This is a genomic window from Polaribacter marinus (genome assembly GCF_022662535.1).
Lineage (GTDB): Bacteria > Bacteroidota > Bacteroidia > Flavobacteriales > Flavobacteriaceae > Polaribacter > Polaribacter marinus.
The window spans coordinates 1-26183 of sequence record NZ_JAKQYM010000007.1; the positions used below are offsets into that span (position 1 = coordinate 1).

Here is a 26183-nt window from a genome sequence, read left to right on the forward strand (position 1 = left end):
ACTGATTACTGATTACTGATTACTGATTACTGATTACTGATTACTGATTACTGATTACTGATTACTGATTACTGATTTAAACTCATTACATATTTTTTGGGTGTTGTACCAAATTTCTTTTTAAAGGCAGCGATAAAATGGCTAGCCGTACTGTAACCAACTTTTAAACCCACTTCATTTACATTGTATTGATTACTCTCTAATAATCGTCTAGAGTGTTCCATCTTATAATCAAATAAAAAACTATACACAGTATCTCCGTAAATTTGTTTAAAACCTTCTTTTAATTTTTTAATGTTTAAACCAATTTCGTTTGCTAATTCTTGTAAACTTGGTGGTTCAGACATTCTAGAAATAATAATTTCTTTTGCTTTTCTTATTTTAATTACATTTTGTTCATCAACTAAAAAGGGACAATATTCTCCATTTGGATTTTCTTCTTGTTGAAAATGTAAACTTAACAATTCATATACTTTTCCTTTTACATACAATTCTTTAATAGAACTATTAATATTAGAACTAATAATTTGTTGTAAAACAATAGATACCGTTGGTTTTATTTCTGTATCGTCATAGTATTTTTTGTTACTATTTTCATTGCTTAAAAAAGGAATATATCCAGATTCTTTAGAAAATAAAGAGTGAAATTTTTCTATTGAAATCAATAAAGAAATTAATGTGGTTTTGGGTTGAATTTCTAAATGGATGGGTAATTTTCTTTGTGGATTGTATAACAATATCGATCTATTGCCTAGAACATTAAATGTATACGATGTATTGTTAAATAAAAATTTAGAATTTCCTCGTAAACAAAAGTGCATTTGTATAAAAGTACTATCTATTTCTCTTTCAAATATTTGTACTTCTTTGCTTTCGTTCTGAAAATGAAGTACATAAAAACCTTTTTCTAAGTTTATTTCTTCAAAAGAACTTTCTTCGACATTTTTAAACATATAAATTCTTTTAAATTGATTTCTTTTATTTAGAACCATTCTATATAAAAAACATCAAATTCCTTTGTTTTAGTGCAAAAATAAGGATTTCTATAAGTTTATTAATTAAAAAGTTTCTAAAAAACATATAACGTTATAAAAAGTACTTTCAGCGATGTTTTTTTTTGTTTTAAGTTTTTACTTTTGACCAACTTTAAGAAACACATGCAAGAAGTTAAGCAAGAGCATTTTTACAATATTGGAGTTAGTTATAAAAAAGCAGACGCAAAAATGCGTGGTAAGTTTTCTTTATCTAAAGAAAATCAGGTAGCTTTATTAGAACTAGCAAAAGAAAAAGGTTTTACTGGGATTTTTATTCTATCTACTTGTAATAGAACAGAAATCAATGGTTTTGCAGAACATCCGTACCAATTAATACAATTATTGTGTTCTTTTTCTGAAGGAACTGTAGAAGAATTTGCGACTATTTCTAATGTGTACAAAAACCAAGAAGCAATCAATCATTTGTATCGAATAGGTACAGGTTTAGAGAGTCAAATTTTAGGAGATTATGAAATTGTAGGTCAATTAAGACAGTCTTTTAAATTGGCAAAATCTTTAAATACAACAAATGCTTATTTAGAAAGGTTAATTAACTCTGTGCTTCAAGCTAGTAAAAGAGTGAAAAATGAAACAAAATTAAGTTCGGGAACAACTTCTGTTTCTTATGCAGCTGTTCAGTATATCATCAAAAACTTACCAGATTACAATTCTAAGAATATTTTGGTTTTTGGTTTGGGTAAAATGGGAAAACATACGTGTAAAAATTTAGCAGAATATACACAAAACAAATCCGTTTGCTTAATAAACCGTACAGAAGAAAAAGCGGTAGAATTTGTTAAAGAACACCAATCTATCAGAAACTCCGTAATAGAAAACTTATCAGAAGAAGTAAAAAAAGCAGATGTATTAATTGTATCTACAGGTGCAGATAAACCTACAATTACTCAGAAGCATATTGCAGGCAATAAAGAAATTTTAATTTTAGATTTATCGATGCCAGAAAATGTTGCAAAAAATGTAACTGAATTTAAAGGTGTTTCTTTGGTAAATGTAGATGAACTCTCTAAAATTACTGATGAAACTTTAGCAATTCGCCAACAAGAAGTGCCCTTAGCAGAAATTATTATAGAAACTCATAAAACTGAATTTAACGATTGGTTAAACCACAGAAGTTTTACGCCTGCAATTGCAGCATTAAAACTATCTTTAGAAAATATTAAAAAAGACGAGATCAATTTTCAAAAAAAGAAAATAGTTAATTTTGATGAAAATCAAGCAGAAATATTAACTTCACGTTTTATTCAAAAAATAACCACACAATTTGTGAAACATTTAAAGGATGAAAATACATCTGTTTCACAAAGCCTTCAAGTAATTAATAAGGTTTTTCAATCTTAAAAAAAACTCCATGCAGAAAATCATAAGAATAGGAACTCGCGATAGCCAATTAGCGCTTTGGCAAGCTAATAAAGTACGCAAAGAATTAAAGGAAATAGGCTATGAGTCTGAGTTGGTTCCTATAAAGTCTTTAGGAGATATTGTTTTAGATAAACCTTTGTATGAATTAGGTATAACGGGAGTATTTACCAAAAATTTAGATATTGCTATGCTAAATGGTGATATAGATATTGCAGTACATTCATTAAAAGATGTTCCAACGGCTTTACCAGAAGGAATTGTACAAGCTGCTGTTTTAAAACGTGCAAATTATACAGATTTGTTAGTTTTAAAAGATACAGAAGAGTTTTTTGGACAGCCAAATGGCATCATTGCAACGGGGAGTTTACGTAGAAAAGCGCAATGGTTAAATCGTTATCCAACTCATAAGGTTGAAGATTTAAGAGGAAATGTAAATACACGTTTAGAAAAATTAGAAAATAGCGAAACCTGGAATGGGGCAATTTTTGCAGCGGCTGGTTTAGAGAGACTAGGAATAAGAGATAAAGGAGCAATTCCATTAACATGGATGATTCCTGCACCAGCACAAGGTGCAATTATGATTACAGCTTTAGAAAAAGATAATTATGTATTAGATGCATGTGAGCAATTAAACCATCACGAAACTAAAGTTTGTGTTGGTGTAGAGCGCGAATTTTTAAGGTTGTTAGAAGGAGGTTGTTCTGCCCCAATTGGAGCTTTGGCTTATGTTGACGAGAAGACTGAAGAAATTAATTTTAAAGGCGTTTTATTAAAAAAAGATGGATCTAAAAAAATTACAGTAACTAAAACTGCAAAACTTGGAAGTCATCATTTTTTAGCAAAAGATTGTGCCGATTATGTTATAAATAGAGGTGGTAAAGAATTAATGTTAGAAGATGAGGAGATTTCTACAAAAATAGCTACTATTTATTCTACAAAGAAACTTTCAGAATTACAGAAAGAAATATTACCTCAAGCTATTGGGATAAAAGATAGCGATTTCATTAAAATCCGTTTTAATAGAATTCCTCCAAAGGTGATAAAAAACGAAATAGAAAACGTTGTCATCACAAGTCAAAATGGTGTAGAAGCTCTTTTGAATTCTTTTACTAGAGATGAAATGAATTTTAAAAATATTTTTTGTGTAGGTAGAAGGACCAAAAAATTGATTGAAAATAGAATAGGTAAAGTTGCTTATGTTACAAAAAGCGCAAAAAAATTAGCAGAGTATTTATTCAAAGAATTAAAAATTTCAGAAGTAACTTATTTCTGTAGTAACTTAAGATTAGATGTTTTACCTGCTTTTTTAAAAGCTTATGATATTAAAGTGAATGAAGTTGAGGTCTATAAAACCATGTTAAGTCCTGTAAAAATCGAAGATGAAGTTTCTGGAGTTTTGTTTTACAGTCCTTCAGGAATTGAAAGCTATTTAGAAGAAAATTCAACAGACAAAGTGGCTTTTTGTATTGGAGAAACCACAGCAAAAGAAGCAAGAAAGCATTTTGAGAAAGTAGAAGTAGCTAATTTGCCAAGCGTAGATAGTGTATTAGAATTGGTGAATTTGTATTACTCAAAATAATAAAGAATGTCTCCTCGAGCGCAGTCGAGAGGTTTTTATAAATTAGGTCTCGACTACGCTCGACCTGACATAAGCTAAAATTTATGTTTAGAACTCGCAGATTAAGAAAACACGAAGGAATTAGAAGATTAGTTAGAGAAACTAAGGTATCTGTAGACGATTTTGTGTATCCTCTTTTTATTGAAGAAGGAGAAAATATAGAAACTGAGATTGTTTCTATGCCAGGAATTAAGCGTTTTTCTTTGGATAGAATTTCTAAAGAATTAGACGAGGTAGTTTCTTTAAATATTCCGGCGGTTTTGTTATTCGGAATCCCATCTCATAAAGATGATGAAGGAACCGAAACTTGGAATGATAACGGAATCATGCAACAAGCAATTCGTTTTATCAAGAAAAATTACCCAAGCTTATATGTAATTACAGATGTTTGTTTTTGTGAATATACTTCTCATGGTCATTGTGGAATTATTCATGACAATGATGTAGATAATGATGCTACGCTAGTCAATATTGCAAAACAAGTTATTTCACATGCAAAAGCTGGTGTAGATATGGTTGCACCATCCGGAATGATGGATGGAACGATTGATATGATTCGTCAGTCTTTAGACAATACAGGTTTTGTAAACTTACCAATTATGGCTTATGCTGTAAAATATGCATCGGCATTTTATGGTCCTTTTAGAGATGCAGCAGATTCTGCACCTTCTTTTGGAGACCGAAGAACCTATCAAATGGATCCTGCAAACAGAGACGAAGGAATGCGTGAAGCAACTTTTGACGATCAAGAAGGAGCCGATATTTTAATGGTAAAACCAGCTTTGTCTTATTTAGATATCATAAGGGATTTAAAAAATAGTTTTGACAGACCAATTGCATGTTATAATGTAAGTGGAGAATACGCAATGGTAAAAGCCGCTGCAGAAAAAGGTTGGATTGATGGCGAAAGAGTAATGATGGAAAGCTTACTGTCTATGAAAAGAGCAGGAGCAGATATTATTATTACTTATTTTGCTAAAGAAGCCGCAAAAGTGTTGTTAAAAAAATAGCCTTTCGCTTTTAGTTGTTTGCATTTTGCGAATAGCCAAAAGCCAAAAGCCAAAAGCTAAAAAAAATGGAATTCAAAAAATCACAAAAATTATACGAAAAAGGATTGGTAAACCTTGTTGGAGCAGTAAATTCTCCAGTAAGAGCCTTTTCATCTGTTGGTGGAAATCCGTTGTTTATCAAGAAAGCAAAAGGAACTAAAATTACCGATGTAGATGGTAATAAATATATAGATTTAGTGCTTTCTTATGGACCAATGATTTTAGGTCATAGACATAAAAAAGTACAAAAAGCTGTTGAAAAAGCATTAAAAAAAGGATATTCTTTTGGTGCATCAACAGAAAACGAAATAAAATTAGCAAAAATTGTTTGTGATGCTTTTCCGGGAATGGATAAAGTACGTTTTGTAAATTCTGGTACAGAAGCTGTTTTAAGCGGAATTCGTTTGGCAAGAGCATTTACTGGAAAAGATAAAATTATAAAATTTGCTGGTTGTTATCACGGGCATCAAGATGCTTTATTGGTTGCTGCAGGTTCTGGATTAATGACTTTAAGTTTACCAGGTTCTAAAGGGGTTCCAGAAGGTGCCGTAAAAAACACACTAATTTCTAATTATAATGATTTAGATAGTGTAAAAAAGCACTTTGAAGAAGATGATAATATTGCCGCTGTAATTATTGAACCAATTGCAGGGAATATGGGGGTTGTAGTTCCTGAAGATAATTTCTTAGTAGAATTAAAAAAATACTTAGAATCTAAAGGAGCCTTATTAATTGTTGATGAGGTAATGACAGGTTTCCGTTCTAAATTTGGTGGAGCGCAAGAATTATTAGGCGTAGAAGCAGATATTACCTGTTTGGGTAAAGTTATTGGTGGAGGTTTCCCTGTAGGAGCTTACGGAGCAAGAGAAGAAATAATGCAAGAAGTTGCACCTTTAGGAGGAATGTATCAGGCAGGAACGTTGAGTGGAAACCCAATTGCTATGGCAGGAGGAATTGCAACCTTAACGGAACTGAAAAAGCAAAATCCGTATAAACAATTCGAAGAAACAGGAAGTATTTTAGAAGTAATCTTATTAGAAACTGCTAAAAAATACAATGTAGCTTTAACAGTAAATCGATTTGGTTCTATGTTAAACCCTTTCTTTGTAAATAGTGAGGTGACCAACTTTGTAGAAGCGCAATTATCTGATACTAAAAAGTTCGCTGTTTTCTTCTGGGAAATGATCAAAAACGGAGTTTTCTTACCTCCAAGTCAGTTTGAAGCATGGTTTTTATCATCAGCTTTATCAGACAAGGACATTAAAAAAATAAGTAAAGCAATTGATGCAGGTATGAAGAAAGTTGCAGAAATGAAAAAATAACCGCAAAGAGGCAAAGGAAAGCGCAAAGGTCGCTAAGAAATATTATAAAATCTCTGCGAACTCTGCGAAAAAACATAGCGTCTCTGCGTTTAAATAAAGTTGCGTTTAAATTAAAAGTAACCGCAAAGAGGCAAAGTAAACCACAAAGGTCGCAAAGAAATATTTATAAAACCTTTGCGAAAAACTCAGCGCCTCTGCGTTTAAAAATAAGAAAATGACTGAAAACGAAATTTCTAAAATTATTGTAGACTGCGCTTTAAAAGTTCATAGAGCTTTAGGTCCAGGTCTTTTAGAAAGTTCTTATGAAGAATGTTTGTTTTATGAGTTAGGGAAGAGGAATCTAAAAGTAGAAAAACAAAAAGCATTGCCTTTAGTTTATGAAGAAGTAAAACTCAATGTAGGTTATAGAATAGATTTAATAGTTGAAGATAAAGTAATTGTTGAGTTTAAATCAGTAGAAAGTATAAATGAGGTTCATTTAGCTCAAGTTTTAACTTATCTAAAGCTATCAGAATGTAGATTAGGGTTGTTAATTAATTTTAACGTTGCTTTAATAAAATACGGTATTAAAAGAGTAGTAAATAATTTATAAATAATAACCGCAGAGACACTAAGATAACCGCAAAGTTTGCTAAGAAATTAGAAAAACCTTTGCGACCTTAGCGAAAAACCTTTGCGACCTTTGCGTTTAAACCATGATAAAAAACGATTTATTTTTAAGAGCCTTAAAAGGAGAAACTGTAGACCGTCCACCAGTTTGGATGATGCGTCAAGCAGGAAGATACTTGCCAGAATTTCAGGAAATCAAAAAGAAATACGATTTCTTTACACGTTGCCAAACCCCAGAATTAGCATCAGAAATTACAGTACAACCAATTCGTAGGTTTGGTATGGATGCTGCCATTTTGTTTTCAGATATCTTGGTAATTCCACAAGCAATGAATATCCATGTGGAAATGAAACCCAATTTTGGACCTTATTTACCAAATCCAATTCGTACTCAAAAAGATTTAGATTCAGTAATTGTTCCAGATATTCAAGATACTTTAGGCTATGTAATGGAGGCAATTAAAGCAACCAAAGAAAAGTTAAATGATGAAGTGCCGTTAATTGGTTTTGCGGGTTCACCATGGACGATTCTTTGTTATTGTGTACAAGGGCAAGGCTCTAAAAACTTCGATAAAGCCAAAGAATTGTGTTTCACAAATCCTGTGGTAGCGCATTCTTTATTACAAAAAATAACAGACACAACCATTGCATATTTAAAAGCAAAAGTGGCAGCAGGAGTAGATGCTGTTCAGGTTTTCGATTCTTGGGGAGGTATGCTATCTCCAGTAGATTATCAAGAATTTTCTTGGCAATATATGCAACAAATTATCGATGCTTTAAAAGAGAGCACTCCAGTAATTGCTTTTGGTAAAGGTTGTTGGTTTGCTTTAGATGAGATGTCTAAATCGGGGGCTGCTGCGCTAGGTGTAGATTGGACCTGCTCGCCAAGAAATGCTCGTTATTTATCTGGAGGAAATATTACTTTACAGGGGAATTTTGATCCTACAAGATTATTTTCACCGCCAGCGGAAATAAAGAAAATGGTGCATCAAATGATTAACGAATTTGGTAAAGACAGATATATTGTAAATCTTGGTCATGGTATTTTGCCAAACATTCCGTTAGAGAATGCAAAAGCGTTTATTGATGCCGTAAAAGAATACAAAGTCTCATAAAATTAGATTTTTGCGCGTTCCCTAAAAGGTCGCGCTTTCCATTATATCTTTTTATGCTGATTATTTAGGTTACTAATTTACGGTACCTATTATTTTAAATTATCTATAAAAGATATTGAAATAAGTTTAGCATAAAAAGGATGCCATTTCAATCGCTAACGCAAACCAACGCTAATGATTAAAAATATACTTTCAGGAATAGGAGCTTACGCAGGTGCTTTTAGTTTAATTTCAAAATTAAAACTTTGGAGTTACTTTGTAATTCCTATTATAATTAGCATTGTAACTGCCGCTGTTATAGGTTTTACAGCTTACGGATTATCAGATAATATTGGTCAGTTTTTAGCCCAGATTTGGGTTTGGGATTGGGGAAAAGAAACCTTTACTACAATCTCATCTGTTATTGGAGGAATTTTTGTTTTGGTAATCGGACTAATTTTATATAAGCATATAATTTTGGCTTTATCCGCTCCGTTTATGAGTACAGTATCCGAAAAGATAGAAATTCATATCAATGGAGATTTAAAGCACAATCACATACAAACCACTTTTCAACAACAATTAATTAGAGGAATTAGAATCAATTTTAGAAATTTAGGAAAAGAATTATTAATTACAATGCCTATTTTATTGTTGAAATTTATTCCTTTAGTAAATATATTTTCAACAATTTTATTGTTTTTAATTCAGGCATATTATGCTGGTTTTGGGAATATGGATTATACCTTAGAAAGACATTTAAATTATAAAGACAGTCTTCATTTTGTCAGTAAAAATAAAGGTATTTCTATTGGAAACGGAATTGTTTTTATGTTGTGTTTACTAATTCCTGTCATCGGAATTATTATTGTTTTACCGCTTTCGGTAACCGCTGCCTCAGTAAAAACGGTTGATTTATTAAATAGGGAAAATGAAAGATAAATTTTACAAATACATAGAAAACTTACAAGACCAAATTACCTCTAAATTAGAAGTGGTAGACGGTAAGGCTACATTTCAAGAAGATATTTGGGAAAGAGAAGAAGGAGGAGGAGGTAGAACCCGTGTGATTGAAAACGGAAAGGTTTTTGAAAAAGGAGGTGTAAACATATCTGCGGTTCATGGAGAATTACCAGAAGTTTTAAGAAATCAGTTTAAAGTAAAAGAAGGAAATTTCTTTGCTTGCGGATTGAGTTTGGTTTTACATCCTATAAATCCTTTTGTACCCACAGTGCATGCAAATTGGCGCTATTTTGAAATGTATGACGAAGCAGGAAACATTGTAACCCAATGGTTTGGTGGCGGACAAGATTTAACGCCGTATTATTTATTTGATGAGGATGCAATTCATTTTCATCAAACGTGTAAAATAGCATGTGATAAACACAATTCAGAATTTTATCCGAAGTTTAAAAAAGTATGTGATGAGTATTTTTGGAATGCTCACAGAAACGAAGCCCGTGGAATTGGAGGTTTGTTTTTCGATTATCTAAAAGAAACAGAAGAATTTTCAATAGAAGATCGTTTTAATTTTGTGACCGAGGTGGGGAATAGTTTTTTAGAAAGTTATGTTCCTATAGTTGAAAAAAGAAAAGAAATTGAATTTACTAAAGAGCATAAAGATTGGCAAGAAGTCCGTAGAGGTCGTTATGTAGAATTCAATTTGGTACACGATAGAGGAACTCTTTTTGGATTAAGAACCAACGGAAGGATAGAAAGTATTTTAATGAGCTTGCCTCCTGTTGTACAATGGAAATACAATCATCAACCTATAGAAAACTCGGAAGAAGAAAAGTTGATAAAGGTTTTAGAAAAACCGAAAGATTGGCTTTTGTTAGAGAATTCGTAAAAAATAATATAAAAAAATAGAATATATTGTGTATAATTTCATTTTATCGTTTTTTGTTTAAGAATAATTTAATTTAGATAAAAAGATATTGTTATTTTTCATATTATTTTTTAGTATAAAATCACCTATTTTTACTACTTTTGCACTCTCTAAAATCAGATAAAAATGGCAAGATTCGAATTAAAGTTACCTAAAATGGGTGAAAGTGTTGCAGAAGCAACTATAACTTCTTGGTTAAAAGAAGTTGGAGATACTATAGAATTAGATGAAGCTATTGTTGAAATAGCCACTGATAAGGTAGATTCTGAAGTCCCTTCTGAAGTAGAAGGAACTTTAGTTGAGGTTTTATATCAAAAAGATGATGTGGTTGCTGTTGGAGAAACTATTGCTGTAATTGAGACAGAAGGAGGGGATGTTGTTGCAAACTCGACAGAGACTTCTAAAGTTGTAGAAAAATCTAATGTTTCTGAAGTAGAGAAAACAATTGAAAAAGCAGAGCAAGTAATTGCTGTACCAATTTCTAAAACATCAGATTCAGGTAAGTTTTATTCACCCTTAGTTAGAAATATAGCACAAACAGAAGGGGTTTCTATGCAAGAATTAGAAACAATTATTGGTTCAGGTAAAGATGGTAGAGTTACCAAAGAAGATATTCTTTCATATATAGAAAGTAAAAGCAAATCACCTCAAACGGTAGTTTCTCAAGTTAAAAAAGAAGTTTCTAAAAAAGAAGAAAAATCTATTAAAGCCACACCAGTTTCTGTTAATGGTGGAGACGAAATTATAGAAATGAGTAGAATGGGGAAACTCATTGCAAAACACATGGTAGATTCTGTTCAAACTTCTGCACACGTACAATCATTTATAGAAATAGATGTTACTAATATTGTAAAATGGAGAGGTAAAGTAAAAGATAAATTCTTTAAAAGAGATGGAGAGAAACTTACTTTTACTCCTATTTTAATGCATGCAGTTGCATCTACTATCAAAAAATATCCGATGATAAATATTGCTATTGATGGCGATACTATCATTAAAAAGAAAAATATTAATTTAGGAATGGCAGCAGCTTTACCTGATGGAAATTTAATTGTTCCTGTAATTAAAAATGCAGATCAATTAAACTTGGTGGGAATGACAAAAGCTGTAAATGATTTAGCAGTAAGAGCAAGAAATAATCAATTAAAACCAGATGAAATTCAAGGAGGAACATATACTGTAACTAATGTTGGTAGTTTTGGTTCTGTAATGGGAACACCTATTATAAATCAACCACAAGTTGCAATTTTAGCTTTAGGAGCTATTAGAAAGGTACCTGCAGTTATAGAAACTCCTGAAGGAGATTTTATTGGTATTCGTCAAAAAATGTTTGTTTCACATTCTTATGATCATAGAGTTGTAAATGGTGCTTTGGGTGGAATGTTTATAAAAACGTTAAAAGAAACTTTAGAGGCTTGGGATATGAATCAAGACTTCTAATTGTAGTATATATATTGATGATAAAACGCTTAGATTTTTCTAAGCGTTTTTTTTATTTTAAATAATAATAAAGAAAGGTAACTTAAAAAAAAAGTTACCTTTCTTTTATTAAAAACTAAGGATACTTTTATTTAAAAGTATCCTTAGTTTTCTTTAAAAGTATCTATACTTTTAGAAAAAAAAATAAATTATTTTTTTAAACTTTTATTTTAAATTTTTCGTCAAATAATTAGATAAGCATAAAAAAGCTCGCAATTTGCGAGCTTTTGTTAAATTATGGTTATAAAAAACCTATGCTAACATTGTAACAGGATTTTCAATAAAAGTCTTTAATGTTTGTAAAAACTGAGCTCCAACAGCACCATCAACAGTTCTATGATCGCAAGTTAAAGTCAAATTCATTGTGTTTCCAACAACTATTTGCCCGTCTTTAACAACTGGTTTTTGCACAATTGCGCCAACAGATAAAATAGCAGAATTAGGTTGATTGATTATAGAAGTAAAGTTGTCAATACCAAACATACCTAAGTTAGAAACTGTAAAAGTACTACCTTGCATATCTGCAGGAGCTAATTTCTTATTTCTTGCTTTACCAGCTAAATCTCTAACGCCTGCACCAATTTGAGTTAAACTTAATTGGTCTGTGTATTTGATTACAGGTACTAATAAGCCATCATCTACAGCAACAGCAACACCAACATGAATGTGGCTATGATAAACTGTGTTTGCTTCTGTCCAAGAAGTATTTACCTGAGGATGTTTTTTCAAAGCCATTGCACAAGCTTTAACAACCATGTCGTTAAATGAAACTTTGACATCTGGAATTGCATTAATGGTTTTTCGAGAAGCCATTGCATTGTCCATATCAACTTCAATATTTAAACTGAAATCTGGAGCAGTAAATTTAGAATTACCTAAAGATTTTGCAATTGCTTTACGCATCTGAGAGTTTTTAACTTCTTCAGATTTTTCTTCACCAGCAGCAACAAAATTCATTGTAGGTGCTGCGGTAATAGTTTCTGTTTTAGTAACTTCCGTAGGTTTTACAGAAGGAGTGTAGTTTTCTACATCTTTTTTGATGATTCTTCCGTTTTCACCAGAACCATTTACATCTGCTAAATTAATTCCTTTATCAGAAGCAATTTTTTTAGCTAAAGGAGAGGCAAAGATTCTTCCACCAGAATTGTTTATACTTGTATTAGAAGTTAATGATTTTGTTTCTTCAACTTTTACTTCTTCTTTCTTTTCTGATGTTGTCGCTTTTTCTGATGTTGTATTTGTAGATGATGATCCACCATTTGCAACAATTTCAGACACATCTGTTCCTGCAGGACCTATAATAGCTAATAAACTATCTACAGGTGCCGTTTCTCCTTCTTGTACACCAACATATAATAATGTGCCTTCATAGAAACATTCAAACTCCATGGTTGCTTTGTCAGTTTCAATTTCAGCTAAAATATCACCCTCTTCAACTTTATCGCCAACCTTTTTTAACCAAGTGGCAACAGTTCCGTCTGTCATGGTATCACTTAAACGAGGCATTGAAATAACTTGCACTCCTTCTGGAACTGCATCAGTGTTTGTAGAAGTAGTTTCTTCTTCTACTTCTTTGGTTTCTATTTTGGTTGGTTCTGAGTTTCCACTTATAATAGCAGAAATATCTTCACCTTCTTCACCAATAATGGCTAACAAAACATCTACAGGAGATGTTTCTCCTTCTTGAACACCAATGTATAACAAGGTTCCTTCATGGAAGGATTCAAATTCCATAGTTGCTTTATCAGTTTCAATTTCAGCTAAAATATCGCCTTCTTCAACTTTATCACCAACATTTTTTAACCATTTTGCCACAACACCTTCTTCCATGGTGTCGCTTAAACGAGGCATATTTATAATTGTAGCCATATTTTAACTTATAAAAGGATAATCTTCTTGTTCATAAACCATATCGTACATTTGTTGTGTTTCTGGATATGGAGATTCTTCTGCGAATTTTTCGCACTCATTCACTCTGTCTTTCACATCTTTATCAATTGCAGCAATTTCTTCTTCTGTAGCGTAATTTTGCTCTTTAATGATATCTAAAACTTGTGTAATAGGGTCTATTTTTTTGTATTCTTGAATTTCGTCTTTTGTTCTATAATGTTGTGCATCAGACATTGAATGACCTCTATATCTGTATGTTTTCATTTCTAAGAAAGTTGGTCCATCTCCACGTCTTGCTCTTTGTATTGCTTCATCTACAGCTTCTGCAACTTTAATTGGGTTCATGGCATCTACAGGGCCACATGGCATTTCATAACCTAAACCAAGTTTCCAAATGTCTGTATGATTAGAAGTTCTTTCTACAGATGTTCCCATCGCATAACCATTGTTTTCAACAATAAAAATTACAGGTAATTTCCATAACATTGCCATATTAAAAGCTTCGTGTAAAGAACCTTGTCTAGCAGCACCATCACCAAAACAAGTTAGAGTTACTCCATCACTTCCTTTGTATTTGTCTGCAAAAGCAATTCCTGCTCCTAAAGGAATTTGTCCACCAACAATTCCATGACCACCATAAAATCCAAATTCTTTTGAAAAGATATGCATAGAACCACCCATTCCTTTTGATGTTCCAGTAACTTTACCATATAATTCTGCCATTACACGTTTAGGGTCTTCTCCCATACCAATAGGTTGTACGTGGTTTCTATATGCAGTAATCATTTTATCTTTTGATAAATCCATTGCATGTAAAGCACCTGCTAAAATTGCTTCTTGACCATTATATAGGTGTAAAAAACCTCTTACTTTTTGTTGAATGTAAACAGATGCTAATTTATCTTCGAACTTTCGCCAAAAAAGCATGTCTCTGTACCAATCTAAGTAGGTTTGTTTGGTGATTTTTTTCATTCTTTATGATTGTTGTTTGTTGTATAAGTTATATAAAAATTTTATATAATAGAAATACAAAAATAACTGTTTTAAATAGAATAAAAAAACCTGATTTTAGAGATTTAACTCAATCGTTTTCGTTGAGGTATTATTTGTCTTTTGCAATGACTAAAGTGGCTTTAGCTCCAGTAGCTAAATTCCATTCGTTGGATGAAAGTAACATGCCAGCATCATTATATACCTTAAAGGCAGCAGTATTTGGACCAGAACTCCCTTGGTTTAAGGCTTTAAAAGCAATTCTATTAATGCCAACTTCTAAAGGAATATTAAAACTTTGATAACTTTGTCTCAGTGTTATATTAACAATAACAGGAATATTATTTACTAAAATGCTAACTCTATCTCCATCGGGATATTGAAAATCTCTACAAATAATATTTACACTTTTAGAATTTGTTCTAAAACTACCTAAATCTTGATCAATTTTTGGGTATTGGTATTGGCCATTTATTTTTTGAAAAGATTTTAAAAAACGCTCTTCACTTAGTTTCGCTTTTGTTAAAATTCCTTTATTTTTTAAATTGTCTTCTTTTTGTTGTTTTTGTAGTTTCTCTTTTTCTTTATCGTAAGCACTTTTAAATCCATTATTACCTTTAAGCTCTATAGCTTTAGGCTTGCTTACTTCTTTAGAGTTGTTTAAAACAATTGCTTTTATTTTTCCTTTTTCTTTAGTGCTATTCGAATTATCTAACTGAGCAGAAATTACTGTAGTTAAAAACAGAAAACATAAAAAAGTGATTAATTTAAAAGCTTTATTCATTTTTGATAATTATTTATTGAAATGAGTACAAATATAATGCCGATTTTTAGTGAAGGAGTTTATAAATTGTTAAAAATTACTATTCTACAGGAAAATTAAAATATGTTTTTGAAAACGGTTCATTTTTTAAAGTAAAATGCCACCATTCATTATTATATGGTTTAAAGCCATTTTCTAGCATTATTTTACGCAAATACAAACGATTTCTTTTTTGAAGTTTACTGATTTTATTGTAAAACGAATGAGACTCTTCACCAAAAAAATCATAAGGGCTTCCCATATCTATTTCTTTATTTGTTTTTAGATTTACAATTGTTAAATCTACTGTGCTACCTCTTGTATGTCCAGACTTAGAAGCAATATATCCTCGTTTAAATAATACAGATTTTGGTGTTTTAGGGTAATAGGTTTTTTTCATTAATGTGTCTTCTAAAACTCTTACCCATTTTACAAAATGATTTACAGCTTGTTGAGGCCTATAAGCATCAAAGACTTTTAAACTTAGGTTTTTTTTAAGTAAAATTTGTTGTATTTTTTTTAAAGCATTTGCCGTTTGTAAAGTTGTAATGACACAATGATTTTTATATCCAGTGATGGGTTTTCCTATGAAATTATTCTTAGTATGATATCTTAATTCCGATTTTATAGAAGCTTCAATATCTGATAAATACACAAAACCTTTAGGTAATTTTTGTGCACTGTTAGAAAAACTTATTAGTAATGTTAATAAAAAGAGAATATTTTTCATTTCTTAAAAATAAATAAAAGTTTTTTTTAATAAACTTAAAGAACAAATTTATTAAAAATGTCTTCTAGTTCTTTATTCGGGTCAATACATAATCCTGGATGTGTTTTAGAACTTTGGATAATAGTACTTCTGCAAGCAGCTAGCCATCTAAACCTATCTGATAATTCTAATTCTCCTATTTTTCCACCACTAGGTTTTCCTTCGCAAATTAATTTCCATGCGTTTAAATACTTATTCAATAAATCTAATTCTATTTCAGATGAAAAGGCTTTTAATTTAGTTGAATTGACTTTATATTTTATTCCAAGAAATTTTTTTCGTTTAGAAAAAAGAATAACTCCTACATTAAAAAATTCTTCACGTTCTACTTTGGGTACAACCCTAATTATTGCGTATTCAAATGTAAATTTATCTTGCATCTTCAGCTTCTTTAACTAATAAATCGATCTTTGAAAGTCTTGTGTTTAAATATTGTATATAAGCATCTCTCATTTCTGTAGGGCTTAAAGAGTCAGATTCACTTAACAACCAATCTTCTGGAATACTAGAAACAATTTCAGTAATCTTTTCTTCATTAATTAAATGTTTAATTTCCTTTGCAGCTTCTGTTAAATGAGTTGCTTTTTGTAAAAGTACATGGTCTTTAATTAACGGAAATGTTCTTGTTAGGTGATTTTTCCAAGTTTCCCAATTATGATGAAAATAAAAACTTGCTCCATTATCTATAATCCATAATTCATGATTCCAGTGTAATAGGTTTGTGTTTTTTGCTGTTCTATCAATATTGCTAGTAATACTATCTAGTAGAACTATTTTAGAAGCTGTATTGGCATCAACTTTAGAGACTAAAGGATCAAATGTAATAGCACTAGATAGAAAGTGTAAACCAAGATTTAAACCAACACTAAATTTTAGTAAATCTTGAATTTCTTCATCGGGTTCTGTTTTGCTAAACGAATTGTCTAAGTTCATAAATACCAATTCAGGAACGTTTAAACCTATTGCTCTAGCCAATTCTCCTCCAATAAATTCTGCGATAAGAGCTTTTTTACCTTGACCCGCACCTCTAAATTTTAATACATATTGAAATCCATCATCAGCTTTAACGATAGCAGGAAGAGATCCTCCTTCTCTTAAAGGATAAATATACTGAACAACATTTACTGTTCTAATATCAATTTTATTCATGGTTTATTAAGATGTAATTAACTGTTTATCAGTGTATTTTTTAAACAATCATTATATGTGTTACTAGATAATAAATTGGGTTTAATATTAGCGAAAGGTACTTAAAAATGGAGTTAGAAAAAAAAGTATTATAAAAAGTAAGCGCCGTTTTAAAAAAAAACGACGACTTACCAAGTAAACTAATAAAACCAAGTATTAGTACTAATATGAGAAGTTAGCTTTCTCATAATTTTTTATTCTGTATAAGGTTGATGATTATAACTCAACACCCTTTTTAATTTCCAAATGTTATTTTCTAAAATCCAGAGATGTGTAAAATCTGCAATTCCCAATGTTTTCATTTTACCGTCAATTTTTTGCTGAAAAGTGTGTTTTCCTTTCTGAATTGCTCCATAAATTTTGTTGTTGTTTTTCATTTCAAAAACCTCTAAAGAACCTTTAACTAGATTTCTTTTGTTGTTTCCAGGTTTAGAACAAATATTGTTTTTTACAGCATTTATAAATTCTTTTCTATTCTGAATACCTGCTATATCATGATAAAACTCAAAGTCCTCTGCAATAATTGGTTCTAGTTTTTCTATCTCACATTTATTAAATGTTCTTTCAAAAATAATACTGTCTTTAGATTTTAGTGTTTTGTGTAAGTCAGAGTTTTTATCTACTTGTGCATTCATCACAAATGTGTAAAAGAACATTACAATTGCTAAAATAATTTTTATAATAATTGATTTTTTAAATGGTTCTAAAAAAGAATTCATAGTTGATTTGTTTTAATTGTCTAAGCGTTTACTTTGCAGAAATACTTCCACCAGAAGTAGATTTTTTATTTATTTGTTTTGGATTTCCTTTGTAATCGATGTCTCCTCCACTAGTTGCTTTAGCATCTAATTTTTCTGAAGCAAAAATGTTGATATCTGCACCACTTGTTGCTTTGGTAATGGTGTTTTTACTTTTTAATTTGTAAGCATCTATTGAAGCTCCACTTGTTGCGTTAGAAGTATGATGGGTTGTTGTACCAGAGATTTCAATATCTGATCCACTTGTAGAATTTGTTTCTACGCTTGTAGCATTTACAGAAATATTAATATCTGCGCCACTTGTTGCAGTTATGGAAATTTGGTTTGTATTAATAATGGTTTTACTATAAACATCACTACCGCTTGTTGCTTTTAAAAGATCTAAGTTTTTAATTGTAACATGTACTTTTTTTGCTTTGGCTCTCCAAATATTTTTTTCTGAATATACTTTTAAAACTCCATCCTCAACTTCTGTAATAATAATATCGTGTAAATTTTCATCTGCTTCTACAGTTATTTGATTTTTAGGACCTTGAGTGATGTATAAATCAATTCCAGTACTTACTTTTATTCCGGTAAAATTTTCGGAAGTTTTTCTGTTTTGTGAAATTACATTTTTGTTGCCATTTATTCGGTTAAACATATCTACTCCGCAAGAAGAAAACATGGAAGTTATTAATAAAAATGTTATAATTTTTGTGATTGAATTTTTCATGAGTTTAGGTTTTTTTAGAATTAATACGTTTCAAAAGTCTTTTAATAGACGTATAAAATCAAAGCTTGGTTACTCAATTGTGGTTTTTTATGGTTGAATTGATTTTAAATAGTTTTGTTAGTGTCTTCTTCGATCTCTATTTTACAGTCTGTGCATTTTAAAACTTCTTCTGTCATAATATAATGATGATTCACCATTTCTTTGTCATAAGTATCTGTTGTGTTTGCAACATTATTTAAGAAGTTTTTTGTGGAATAATCAAAGTAAATAGTTGTGTTTTTGGTGAGATATAAAGTGATATTTATTTCTTCATCCTTCCAAATATTTTTAAAATTAGAGAGAAAGTATGCATCTAAAAGCATCGTGTTGTCTATAACTTCATAATTATATATAATGTTCTCAGCATTTTTATTTGCTTTATGGCTGTTTTTTCCACGAGATTCTTTTTGAATAATTATGTATGATTCATCAGAATTACTCTTTTTTACATCAACTTTAATATTAGAAGTGTAAATCATAGGACGGTCATCGATTTCTATTTCATATTTATGTGTACTTCTTCTTAAGTTATGCTGATAGTATAAGTTATCATCATTTATCATTTTTAAAGTAATAGTATCATTTGCGGTTATATTTATAGTGTTTTTATTTACTTTTTGGCCATAATTTGCATGTGATGTTCCAAACTCTAATCCAGTAAAAATTAAACCTAGTAAAGCAATAATCCAAATACCTAATAAGGTTAAAGAAGTAGTTTTACTTAATTGTTTTACACTGTTAGAAAGAATTCTTAATCCTAAAATAAATAAGATTAAAAACGGAATTCCGATCAATAGAAACGCAAACGTAGTTAATAGCCATCTTGGTAAAATAGAATCATAAAAAAATGGTGGATATTGTAGGTAATCTCCATCAACATTTAACCATTCTAAACTTCCTACAGAAAACCCTCCAATAATTAGAGATAAAATAACAGCAGCAGCAACAAAGACTAAAATAGCACCAATAAACTTTCCTATGACTTTAAAGAAGACAAGAATAATTTTACCTAGCGTATTTAGAAAATCTTGTAAGCCATTATTTTTTTTGGTCTTTGCTGAAAAATTTTTGCTGATTTTTTCAGAAAACTCATTGGCACCATCTTTAATTTTTTCTGAGGCTTTATTTGCAAATTCAGAAACATTTTCAGAAACATTATTAAACTCTTCTCTAATTTTTTTTTCGATGTTATCTATATTTACAGGTTCTCCTTCCATTTGTAATTTTTCTGCAGTAGTTTTAGCTTCTGGCAGTAAAATCCAAAGAATAATGTAAACTAAAAATCCAAATCCTGCACCAAAGAAAAGTGCTAATAAACCAAGGCGAATCCAAATGGTATCTACATCAAAATAATGAGCAATTCCAGCTGCAACACCTCCTAAAAATTTATCATCACCATCTCTAAATAGTTTTTTTCCAGAAGAGTTATTTCTTTTGTAAGAATAACTAGCATCATTGTAAGATTCTTCTGCTTCTGCATAGTCTTCTGGTTGTCCCATTATTACTATAATGTCATCAATATCACTTTCATTTACAACCTGTCTAGAGTCTGTGATTTTTTCTGATAAGAGTTCACTAATACGTGCTTCAATATCAGCAATAATTTCATTTTTTCCTTGAGGATCATCGCTTAAAGATCTAGAAATAGATTCTAGATATCTTTTTAATTTTTGATAGGCAACTTCATCTATATGGAAGAAAAATCCGCCTAAATTTATGTTGATTGTCTTATTCATTTGTAGTTGGTTTTGTGCTAATTACTTGGTTTACTGCATTTAATAAATTACTCCATGTTTTGTCTAATTCTTTTAAAAACATGCCTCCGTTTTCTGTTAAAACGTAATATTTTCTTGGTGGCCCAGAGGTTGATTCTTCCCATCTGTATGTTAGTAAACCTGCGTTTTTTAAGCGAGTTAATAACGGGTAAATGGTTCCTTCAACCACAATCATTTCTGCGCTCTTTAGCGTTGATAGGATTTCAGAAGTATATGCATCACCTTTTTTTAAGATGGATAAAATGCAATACTCTAAAACACCTTTTCGCATTTGTGCTTTTGTGTTTTCTATCTTCATTTATTGTGGTTTATAATGATTATTTTATGAATTTTATAGTGAATGGATATTTGTAATTTTCTCCTTCTTTAGCTTTTAATGAAGCAATAATAACTAAAGCCATTCCTATTAAATAAATTACTCCTGCTATAGATCCAAATCCTATAAAACCAAAAAGATCATTAGAACTAAAATTAATATCTAAGTGATTATAACTAGTAAAATCTCTAAATAAGTTTCCAAGATAAAATGTGCCAATAAAAAAAGTTAGTATCAATACATAAAGAGTGTAGCTAATATTAAAGTTAACGGCTTCTTTTCCTTGTTCGTCTAAAAAATTACTTCTTTCTTTTAGTGTTTGCCATGCAATTAGCGGTGTAATTATATTGCCAAATGGAAATATAAAACCAGCAAAAGCAGAGATGTGTATTAAAAATGCGTTGGTATTTTCGTTATTTTGTTTCATGTTTTTATAAACTATATAATACTTTCTTATGCAAATATATATCTTTAAAAAGGTATTATGTAATGCATAGTACTAAATTTAACATTTATTTAACATTTATGTTATATAGAAAAAACAATAAGAATGTTTGTTAACTATTGATTTATAACCCCCAAAAAGAAAAATACAAAACGAATATTTTAGAAAATCTTCATAAAACCCTATGAAATAAAGGGTTTTATGTGGTATGGTGTTTTTTTAATGAAAAATTAAAATGAACATTATCTGTAATTTAGTGCACTTTTACTATCATTATTCAGCTTGTTAGTGCTACTTCTCTATAACTAACTATCATTAGCGTGTGATTTTGCCTTTATTTCTACTGTTTAAAAGGAATTTAAACAAAGTTTAACCCTTGTTTATATGTTTTTATTGGGCTTTTTTTTAACGATTTAAAAGTATTCTTTTTGGGCTTTAAATATTAATGGGTGTAGTTATGGGTGTAATTATGGGTGTAATATGAATTGTATAAATACTTTTGAAAAATACCCTATAATGTCTTTTAATAATTTAAAATATTATAAAAAACAAGTTTATATGTACCTATAATACAGGTTTTTTGTATTGTCTATGTGGTTATTATGCTGGAAAACAGGAGTTTAGTTTTTTATTTTGTGCTTTTCTATAGGTTCTGATACTTTTGACAGCTTTTTTGCAAGATTAAGATGTTGCTTTATGAGTAGTATCTCGCTCTCCAGATCATTCATTTTATCGTGAAGATCTGCTGGGTCTGCTAAATCATGAAGTAATGCCATTTTAACTTCCCAAATTTCTGATATAAACTGAGTTTCTAGAGCAAAAGAAGGAAACTCTTTTCTGTTATCTGACTTGCAATAGAGTGTTCCGTATTTTTCTATTCGATTTAAACAACGCTTAACTACAACACCATGTTCTTTTGTGACCAGGACGTAAATACGGTTATCTTTTATGTCATCTATCCAGTTTTCTACAAATTGACCAACTACTGTTGAATGATGGTGTAAAGTTGGTAGCATAGAGAATCCTGCCACCTGAAACATTCTGAAAATTCCATTTCTTAAATTGGGTAAGCTATATGTTGGTAGTTTTTCTATGAACTTGGGATCTGCATATCCATTAAGGTAGCCAGCTTGCGCTTTTACAGGTACTAGGACAATGTTGTCTTCATTGTTTTTATCTATAGTTATTACTTGTGGGGTTTTGCTTTCGATCTTAGGTGGTTCTGGAGTGTTTGATTTCATGTCTCCTTGGCCGTTGATTAGCCACTCTAAAGAAAAGCCAAATTCTTTAGAGAATTGTGCGATTACATCTATAGAAACATTCATTCTTTCTTTCAGTATTTCTGAAAATGTGCTTTTCCCGATATGTAGTTTCTGTGCAATTTCTGACTTTTGAACCTTTGGGTTTTCAGAAATAATGAAATTCACCGCAGTTATAAACCTTTGATTTACAAGTTTTTTCATAATATTTTATTTTAAAATTCATTATTTCTGAATTATTATTTGTTTAATTCAGAAAATCTGTATTATATTTGTAACTCAAAATATACACACACATTTTACACACACAACAAATGTATGGAAAAAAATAGAATAGAAATTTCTGTGGTACATAAAAAAGAATTACAGAACACGCACAGAACTAGTATGACTACTGTTCAACAAAGCTTAGATTTTTACAATAACTCGCCTTTAGCACATGCTATTAGGAAGGATGCTAAAAAACTTCTTTTGGCAGAGGCAGAGAAAATTCAAGATTAATAATTATGCAAAAAACAAATCCTTACGAGTATTACGAAGATAAGCTAGGAGTCAAAATTAAATTTTTGATTTCTGACAAATCCAGAAGTTCTGAAAGTTTGGATTTGATTAAGTATCGTTCTTTGTCTCATAGAATGAATTCTAAAACATGTTCTGAAAAACAATTAAGAAGATCTTCTCTTGGTTTGGATGCGTTGATAGAGTTTAATTCTTTGTCTCAAGAATGGCGAGACCGAATTACTGTAAAGTTTGGAGCTCCCGTTGAACAAATTAAACAAAGCTGGTTTGCTAAACATTATATAGCTGATAAAGCTGCTTTTGATTTTTATGTTGCTCATAGATATGGAGATAACAATGATAAGAAGTTAAAACTAGATTTAGTAGAAAAGTACACTTATAATGCATCTGTTTTAAATACTGTTTTAAAGGTAAAAAAGAATAGAAAGGCATACGCAAAAGCGTTAGGTGGTGTTTCTTTTAATATTTGGGAGAGCTTATCTAAAGATGTAAATGCATTTAGAGATGTTGCACATGATCTGCCAACAACTCCAGATAGTTTACGTTACAAAACTACTCGATTTCAAAAAGAGGGTTATTCGGCCTTAATATCTGGAAAATTGAAATTAAAGAATGCTAGGAAGGTTAAAGAAAAAGAGCAGTTTGCTTTGTTGGAAGAGCTTATTAATAAGCATCAAAATTTTGACAATGTATTTATTGCTGACATGTACAACTTGGTTGCAAGCAAAATGGAATGGGAGACAATTAGTCCTGGAACCGTTGCTAATATAAAATCTGATAAGAAACTTGAAACTTTTGCAGGTAGACAAGGTAAAAAAGGTCTAAAAACAAAAATGCTAATGCAGCATAAACGTTTTGCACCAACTGCGCCAATGAAATATTGGACACTTGATGGTTGGGACGTGGAGCTTTTGTATCAAAAACGAGTTATTAATAAAGATGGCCATAAAGTGACTACATATCATAATAGGCTTACAATGGTTGTGGTTTTAGATCCTTTTAATAAATATCCTGTTGGTTATGCTATTGGAGAGCGTGAAACACCTCATTTAATTAAACATGCTATACAAAATGCAATAAGCCATACTAAAGACTTATTTGGAAGTTATTTAAAGCCTCACGAATTGCAGTCTGATAATTATCAGATTAAAAATTTGAGACCTTATTACGAAAAAGCAACTGCAAATTTTAATCCTGCAGGAGTTGGAAACTCTCAAGCCAAAATTATTGAGCCTTGGTTTAAGTACTTGAATACTAAGAAGTGTAGAATTTATGATAATTGGTCTGGATTTAATACCAATACAGGATCTAAAAATCAGCCAAATGTTGAAGTAATGAATAAATTGAAAAAGAACTTCCCTACTAGAGAAGGACTTGAAAAGCAAATTCATTACATCATGAACCAGGAGCGCAAACAGTTGGAGCGTGAATATATTGCAGGTTTTAGAAATACAGAAGATGAATTCCGCCACGTAATATCTAAAGAAACTTTCTTATTGACTTTAGGTTTTGAAACTGAGTTTAACACTTTGCGAGGTGAAGGTTTACGAACATCTATTAATGGAAGCTACCGTTGGTTTGACAGCTTTGATATGAACTTTAGAAAGCATTCTGCGGAGAAATGGAAAGTACATTATTTAGAGGGCAACTTAGATGATGCATTGGCTGTGAGTACTGATGACTCTTACAGGTTTCCTGTAATTGAGAAGTATGTAGAGGGAATGGCATTAGCAGATAGATCTCATCTTGATGAGATTGAGAGAGATAAGATTGATAGTTTTAATAGGTCTGCTGTAAAATACATTAAGCAGAACAATATTGATAGGGCGTCTACTGTAGAAACTTTATTTGCTTCGAATCCAGAATTGAACCAAACGACTGCAAAATTACTTCTTACAGATAGTGCTGGACAGCATAAAATACACAAACGTAGAGCATCAGAAGGGGTAAAGGCAGGTAAAAAGAAAGTGATTTCAATTGATGTAAAAGAGGCGCAAACAGTAGCTACAACCTTTGAAGATAAACAACTAGAATATTTAAAAAGTAAGGTAAACGCATCAGATTATTTAGAAGATTAGTATGGAAGGAATTTTAAAACAACTGAAAAAACAACGAGAGAAATTAGTAAAAGCTGCTGAGCATAGAGATAAATATTATTCTAACAGATCGGAAGCTTGGAAAGATAGTGCAACAGGAGTTATTTATAATGAAAAAACAGGAGAAATAGCTGACGTAGTTGCCTCTTTAGATATTACAATAACAGAATTAGATAACCTTTTAAATGATTGTTAAAATGGATTTAAACACAAAACAACAGATTGCCAAAGCTACCCAAAAGTATATTGACACCCACTCACTTACTTACTCTGATGTAAATAGGTTGGCAGGTGTGCCTAAAGAATATTTAGTAAGTATTTTGAAAGGTGTTTTTACATATAACGCTGGAAAGGATAAGGTGGGAGAAATACCAGAAAAGTATTTTTCTTTATTGGCAACGATGGCTGATTATTCTAATAAAAAGAAATATTGGCACATTAGGCAAACTACCCAAATGTTGCAAACTTTAGAGATTTTACAAGATGCTAGAGATAACTCTGTAACTAGAGTTATTATTGGAGAAACTGGCTGCGGAAAAAGTCACACTTTGAACTTATTTAAAAAGAAGCATCCTGCAGAAGTGTTTACCATTGTTGTTGGTTCTGAAGATACTTTGAATGATTTGCTTTATAAGGTTTGTACGGCTTTAAAAGTACCTGTAAAAGGGAGCAGATCTTCTAAGATTAGAGAAATATCTAGAAGTCTAGAAGCGTTAAGACTTAATGGCAGAAAGCCAATTTTAGTGTTTGATGAGTGCGAGTACATGAAACCTGCAGCACTATGCTCTATAAAAGAGTTCTATGACTATTTGGATAAAAAATGTAGCATCACTTTAATTGGAACTGAGCAGCTTAAACAAAATATTGAAAGGCTACGTAATAGAGATGCTAAAGGAATACCACAATTATACAGACGTATAAAATTTGGGTTTAGACATTTAAGACCTATCAACAGAAAGTTTACAGATTTCTTACAAGAAATAAAAGATAAGAAACTAAAGGTTTGGTTACAGCAAAACTGTGCCAATTATGGAGAGTTGCATGATGTTTTAGTGCCTTGTATAAAAGAATCTGAACGTTTAGAGCATCCTTTAGACTTGCCTTTTGTATTAATGGTTTTAGGGTTACATAATGAAGATGCTGCCTAAT

Annotated in this window: 26 protein-coding genes; 13 read left to right on the top strand and 13 right to left on the bottom strand. The window is 30.9% G+C overall.

All coding sequences use genetic code 11. From position 1 onward, the window contains the following. Positions 1-68: 68 nt before the first annotated feature. Complete coding sequence (locus MC378_RS10140) at positions 69-953, bottom strand: helix-turn-helix domain-containing protein (RefSeq protein ID WP_242178653.1); 885 nt, start codon at positions 951-953, stop codon at positions 69-71. Between the two features lie 204 nt (positions 954-1157). Here MC378_RS10140 and hemA point away from each other — a divergent pair, with 204 nt between their 5' ends. The 9 genes from hemA to MC378_RS10185 all read left to right on the top strand — a co-directional run bounded on the left by hemA (position 1158) and on the right by MC378_RS10185 (position 11434). Continuing rightward, the gene (gene hemA / locus MC378_RS10145) at positions 1158-2393 is read left to right on the top strand and encodes a glutamyl-tRNA reductase (RefSeq protein ID WP_242178654.1); all 1236 of its coding nucleotides are present in this window, start codon (positions 1158-1160) and stop codon (positions 2391-2393) included. A gap of 10 nt (positions 2394-2403) precedes the next feature. Then, positions 2404-3993, top strand: a complete 1590-nt coding sequence (gene hemC / locus MC378_RS10150) for a hydroxymethylbilane synthase (protein ID WP_242178655.1) — start codon at positions 2404-2406, stop codon at positions 3991-3993. Between the two features lie 83 nt (positions 3994-4076). Beyond that, positions 4077-5042: a porphobilinogen synthase gene (hemB, locus tag MC378_RS10155; RefSeq protein ID WP_242178656.1), complete on the top strand. Its 966-nt coding sequence runs from the start codon at positions 4077-4079 to the stop codon at positions 5040-5042. A gap of 65 nt (positions 5043-5107) precedes the next feature. Further along, positions 5108-6403, top strand: a complete 1296-nt coding sequence (gene hemL, locus MC378_RS10160) for a glutamate-1-semialdehyde 2,1-aminomutase (RefSeq protein WP_242178657.1) — start codon at positions 5108-5110, stop codon at positions 6401-6403. 214 nt (positions 6404-6617) lie between these two features. Continuing rightward, positions 6618-6995 (top strand): GxxExxY protein, encoded by a 378-nt coding sequence (locus MC378_RS10165; protein ID WP_242178658.1) that lies wholly within the window; start codon positions 6618-6620, stop codon positions 6993-6995. A 103-nt stretch (positions 6996-7098) separates the two neighbouring features. Further along, entirely contained in the window at positions 7099-8127 is a 1029-nt protein-coding gene (gene hemE / locus MC378_RS10170) for a uroporphyrinogen decarboxylase (RefSeq protein WP_242178659.1), read from the top strand. 174 nt (positions 8128-8301) lie between these two features. Beyond that, positions 8302-9048 (top strand): EI24 domain-containing protein, encoded by a 747-nt coding sequence (locus tag MC378_RS10175; protein ID WP_242178660.1) that lies wholly within the window; start codon positions 8302-8304, stop codon positions 9046-9048. Beyond that, a complete protein-coding gene (hemF, locus tag MC378_RS10180) occupies positions 9038-9955 on the top strand; it encodes an oxygen-dependent coproporphyrinogen oxidase (RefSeq protein WP_242178661.1) in 918 nt (305 codons plus the stop codon). The genes MC378_RS10175 and hemF overlap by 11 nt, the downstream gene beginning before the upstream one ends. A 165-nt stretch (positions 9956-10120) precedes the next feature. Further along, positions 10121-11434: a dihydrolipoamide acetyltransferase family protein gene (locus MC378_RS10185; protein WP_242178662.1), complete on the top strand. Its 1314-nt coding sequence runs from the start codon at positions 10121-10123 to the stop codon at positions 11432-11434. A 291-nt stretch (positions 11435-11725) separates the two neighbouring features. Here the strand turns inward: MC378_RS10185 and MC378_RS10190 are convergent, their stop codons facing one another. The 12 genes from MC378_RS10190 to MC378_RS10245 form a co-directional block, all read right to left on the bottom strand. Continuing rightward, entirely contained in the window at positions 11726-13342 is a 1617-nt protein-coding gene (locus MC378_RS10190) for a dihydrolipoamide acetyltransferase family protein (RefSeq protein WP_242178663.1), read from the bottom strand. A 3-nt stretch (positions 13343-13345) separates the two neighbouring features. After that, the gene (gene pdhA / locus MC378_RS10195) at positions 13346-14335 is read right to left on the bottom strand and encodes a pyruvate dehydrogenase (acetyl-transferring) E1 component subunit alpha (protein WP_242178664.1); all 990 of its coding nucleotides are present in this window, start codon (positions 14333-14335) and stop codon (positions 13346-13348) included. 130 nt (positions 14336-14465) lie between these two features. Further along, complete coding sequence (locus tag MC378_RS10200) at positions 14466-15137, bottom strand: hypothetical protein (RefSeq protein ID WP_242178665.1); 672 nt, start codon at positions 15135-15137, stop codon at positions 14466-14468. A gap of 79 nt (positions 15138-15216) precedes the next feature. Beyond that, complete coding sequence (locus tag MC378_RS10205; protein ID WP_242178666.1) at positions 15217-15885, bottom strand: M15 family metallopeptidase; 669 nt, start codon at positions 15883-15885, stop codon at positions 15217-15219. A 35-nt stretch (positions 15886-15920) separates the two neighbouring features. Further along, positions 15921-16304 (bottom strand): DUF3037 domain-containing protein, encoded by a 384-nt coding sequence (locus MC378_RS10210; protein ID WP_242178667.1) that lies wholly within the window; start codon positions 16302-16304, stop codon positions 15921-15923. Beyond that, a complete protein-coding gene (locus MC378_RS10215; RefSeq protein ID WP_242178668.1) occupies positions 16294-17073 on the bottom strand; it encodes a HipA family kinase in 780 nt (259 codons plus the stop codon). Before MC378_RS10215 ends, MC378_RS10210 begins: the two co-directional genes overlap by 11 nt. Positions 17074-17306: 233 nt before the next feature. Then, a complete protein-coding gene (locus MC378_RS10220) occupies positions 17307-17831 on the bottom strand; it encodes a nuclear transport factor 2 family protein (RefSeq protein ID WP_242178669.1) in 525 nt (174 codons plus the stop codon). A 28-nt stretch (positions 17832-17859) separates the two neighbouring features. Beyond that, on the bottom strand, positions 17860-18585 hold the full coding sequence (locus MC378_RS10225) for a head GIN domain-containing protein (RefSeq protein ID WP_242178670.1): 726 nt from the start codon (positions 18583-18585) through the stop codon (positions 17860-17862). Positions 18586-18689: 104 nt separating this feature from the next. After that, complete coding sequence (locus MC378_RS10230; RefSeq protein WP_242178671.1) at positions 18690-20360, bottom strand: PspC domain-containing protein; 1671 nt, start codon at positions 20358-20360, stop codon at positions 18690-18692. Then, the gene (locus MC378_RS10235; protein WP_242178672.1) at positions 20353-20697 is read right to left on the bottom strand and encodes a PadR family transcriptional regulator; all 345 of its coding nucleotides are present in this window, start codon (positions 20695-20697) and stop codon (positions 20353-20355) included. The genes MC378_RS10230 and MC378_RS10235 overlap by 8 nt, the downstream gene beginning before the upstream one ends. Positions 20698-20716: 19 nt before the next feature. Next, positions 20717-21142 carry a DUF4870 domain-containing protein gene (locus MC378_RS10240; RefSeq protein ID WP_242178673.1) on the bottom strand — a complete coding sequence of 142 codons (426 nt, stop codon included), beginning with the start codon at positions 21140-21142 and terminating at the stop codon, positions 20717-20719. A gap of 638 nt (positions 21143-21780) precedes the next feature. Next, positions 21781-22587 (bottom strand): LexA family transcriptional regulator, encoded by an 807-nt coding sequence (locus MC378_RS10245; protein WP_242178674.1) that lies wholly within the window; start codon positions 22585-22587, stop codon positions 21781-21783. A 150-nt stretch (positions 22588-22737) separates the two neighbouring features. Here MC378_RS10245 and MC378_RS10250 point away from each other — a divergent pair, with 150 nt between their 5' ends. The 4 genes from MC378_RS10250 to MC378_RS10265 are packed head-to-tail and all read left to right on the top strand — an operon-like array spanning position 22738 to position 26182. Next, entirely contained in the window at positions 22738-22920 is a 183-nt protein-coding gene (locus MC378_RS10250) for a hypothetical protein (RefSeq protein ID WP_242178675.1), read from the top strand. Positions 22921-22925: 5 nt separating this feature from the next. Then, a complete protein-coding gene (locus MC378_RS10255) occupies positions 22926-25016 on the top strand; it encodes a hypothetical protein (RefSeq protein WP_242178676.1) in 2091 nt (696 codons plus the stop codon). Between the two features lies 1 nt (position 25017). Further along, positions 25018-25230, top strand: a complete 213-nt coding sequence (locus MC378_RS10260) for a hypothetical protein (protein ID WP_242178677.1) — start codon at positions 25018-25020, stop codon at positions 25228-25230. Position 25231: 1 nt separating this feature from the next. Next, complete coding sequence (locus tag MC378_RS10265) at positions 25232-26182, top strand: AAA family ATPase (RefSeq protein WP_242178678.1); 951 nt, start codon at positions 25232-25234, stop codon at positions 26180-26182. The last annotated feature ends 1 nt before the right edge of the window (position 26183 follow it).

Excerpts from the sequence above, each read along its gene's own strand:
- hemA (WP_242178654.1), top strand. The coding sequence starts at position 1,158 with ATGCAAGAAGTTAAGCAAGAGCATTTTTACAATATTGGAGTTAGTTAT.
- MC378_RS10215 (WP_242178668.1), bottom strand. The coding sequence starts at position 17,073 with ATGAATAAAATTGATATTAGAACAGTAAATGTTGTTCAGTATATTTAT.
- MC378_RS10175 (WP_242178660.1), top strand. The coding sequence starts at position 8,302 with ATGATTAAAAATATACTTTCAGGAATAGGAGCTTACGCAGGTGCTTTT.
- hemL (WP_242178657.1), top strand. The coding sequence starts at position 5,108 with ATGGAATTCAAAAAATCACAAAAATTATACGAAAAAGGATTGGTAAAC.
- MC378_RS10165 (WP_242178658.1), top strand. The coding sequence starts at position 6,618 with ATGACTGAAAACGAAATTTCTAAAATTATTGTAGACTGCGCTTTAAAA.
- MC378_RS10140 (WP_242178653.1), bottom strand. The coding sequence starts at position 953 with ATGTTTAAAAATGTCGAAGAAAGTTCTTTTGAAGAAATAAACTTAGAA.
- pdhA (WP_242178664.1), bottom strand. The coding sequence starts at position 14,335 with ATGAAAAAAATCACCAAACAAACCTACTTAGATTGGTACAGAGACATG.
- MC378_RS10220 (WP_242178669.1), bottom strand. The coding sequence starts at position 17,831 with ATGAATTCTTTTTTAGAACCATTTAAAAAATCAATTATTATAAAAATT.
- hemF (WP_242178661.1), top strand. The coding sequence starts at position 9,038 with ATGAAAGATAAATTTTACAAATACATAGAAAACTTACAAGACCAAATT.
- MC378_RS10240 (WP_242178673.1), bottom strand. The coding sequence starts at position 21,142 with ATGAAACAAAATAACGAAAATACCAACGCATTTTTAATACACATCTCT.
- MC378_RS10230 (WP_242178671.1), bottom strand. The coding sequence starts at position 20,360 with ATGAATAAGACAATCAACATAAATTTAGGCGGATTTTTCTTCCATATA.
- MC378_RS10255 (WP_242178676.1), top strand. The coding sequence starts at position 22,926 with ATGCAAAAAACAAATCCTTACGAGTATTACGAAGATAAGCTAGGAGTC.
- MC378_RS10250 (WP_242178675.1), top strand. The coding sequence starts at position 22,738 with ATGGAAAAAAATAGAATAGAAATTTCTGTGGTACATAAAAAAGAATTA.
- MC378_RS10260 (WP_242178677.1), top strand. The coding sequence starts at position 25,018 with ATGGAAGGAATTTTAAAACAACTGAAAAAACAACGAGAGAAATTAGTA.
- hemC (WP_242178655.1), top strand. The coding sequence starts at position 2,404 with ATGCAGAAAATCATAAGAATAGGAACTCGCGATAGCCAATTAGCGCTT.
- hemB (WP_242178656.1), top strand. The coding sequence starts at position 4,077 with ATGTTTAGAACTCGCAGATTAAGAAAACACGAAGGAATTAGAAGATTA.
- MC378_RS10210 (WP_242178667.1), bottom strand. The coding sequence starts at position 16,304 with ATGCAAGATAAATTTACATTTGAATACGCAATAATTAGGGTTGTACCC.
- MC378_RS10185 (WP_242178662.1), top strand. The coding sequence starts at position 10,121 with ATGGCAAGATTCGAATTAAAGTTACCTAAAATGGGTGAAAGTGTTGCA.
- MC378_RS10200 (WP_242178665.1), bottom strand. The coding sequence starts at position 15,137 with ATGAATAAAGCTTTTAAATTAATCACTTTTTTATGTTTTCTGTTTTTA.
- MC378_RS10190 (WP_242178663.1), bottom strand. The coding sequence starts at position 13,342 with ATGGCTACAATTATAAATATGCCTCGTTTAAGCGACACCATGGAAGAA.
- MC378_RS10225 (WP_242178670.1), bottom strand. The coding sequence starts at position 18,585 with ATGAAAAATTCAATCACAAAAATTATAACATTTTTATTAATAACTTCC.
- MC378_RS10205 (WP_242178666.1), bottom strand. The coding sequence starts at position 15,885 with ATGAAAAATATTCTCTTTTTATTAACATTACTAATAAGTTTTTCTAAC.
- hemE (WP_242178659.1), top strand. The coding sequence starts at position 7,099 with ATGATAAAAAACGATTTATTTTTAAGAGCCTTAAAAGGAGAAACTGTA.
- MC378_RS10235 (WP_242178672.1), bottom strand. The coding sequence starts at position 20,697 with ATGAAGATAGAAAACACAAAAGCACAAATGCGAAAAGGTGTTTTAGAG.
- MC378_RS10265 (WP_242178678.1), top strand. The coding sequence starts at position 25,232 with ATGGATTTAAACACAAAACAACAGATTGCCAAAGCTACCCAAAAGTAT.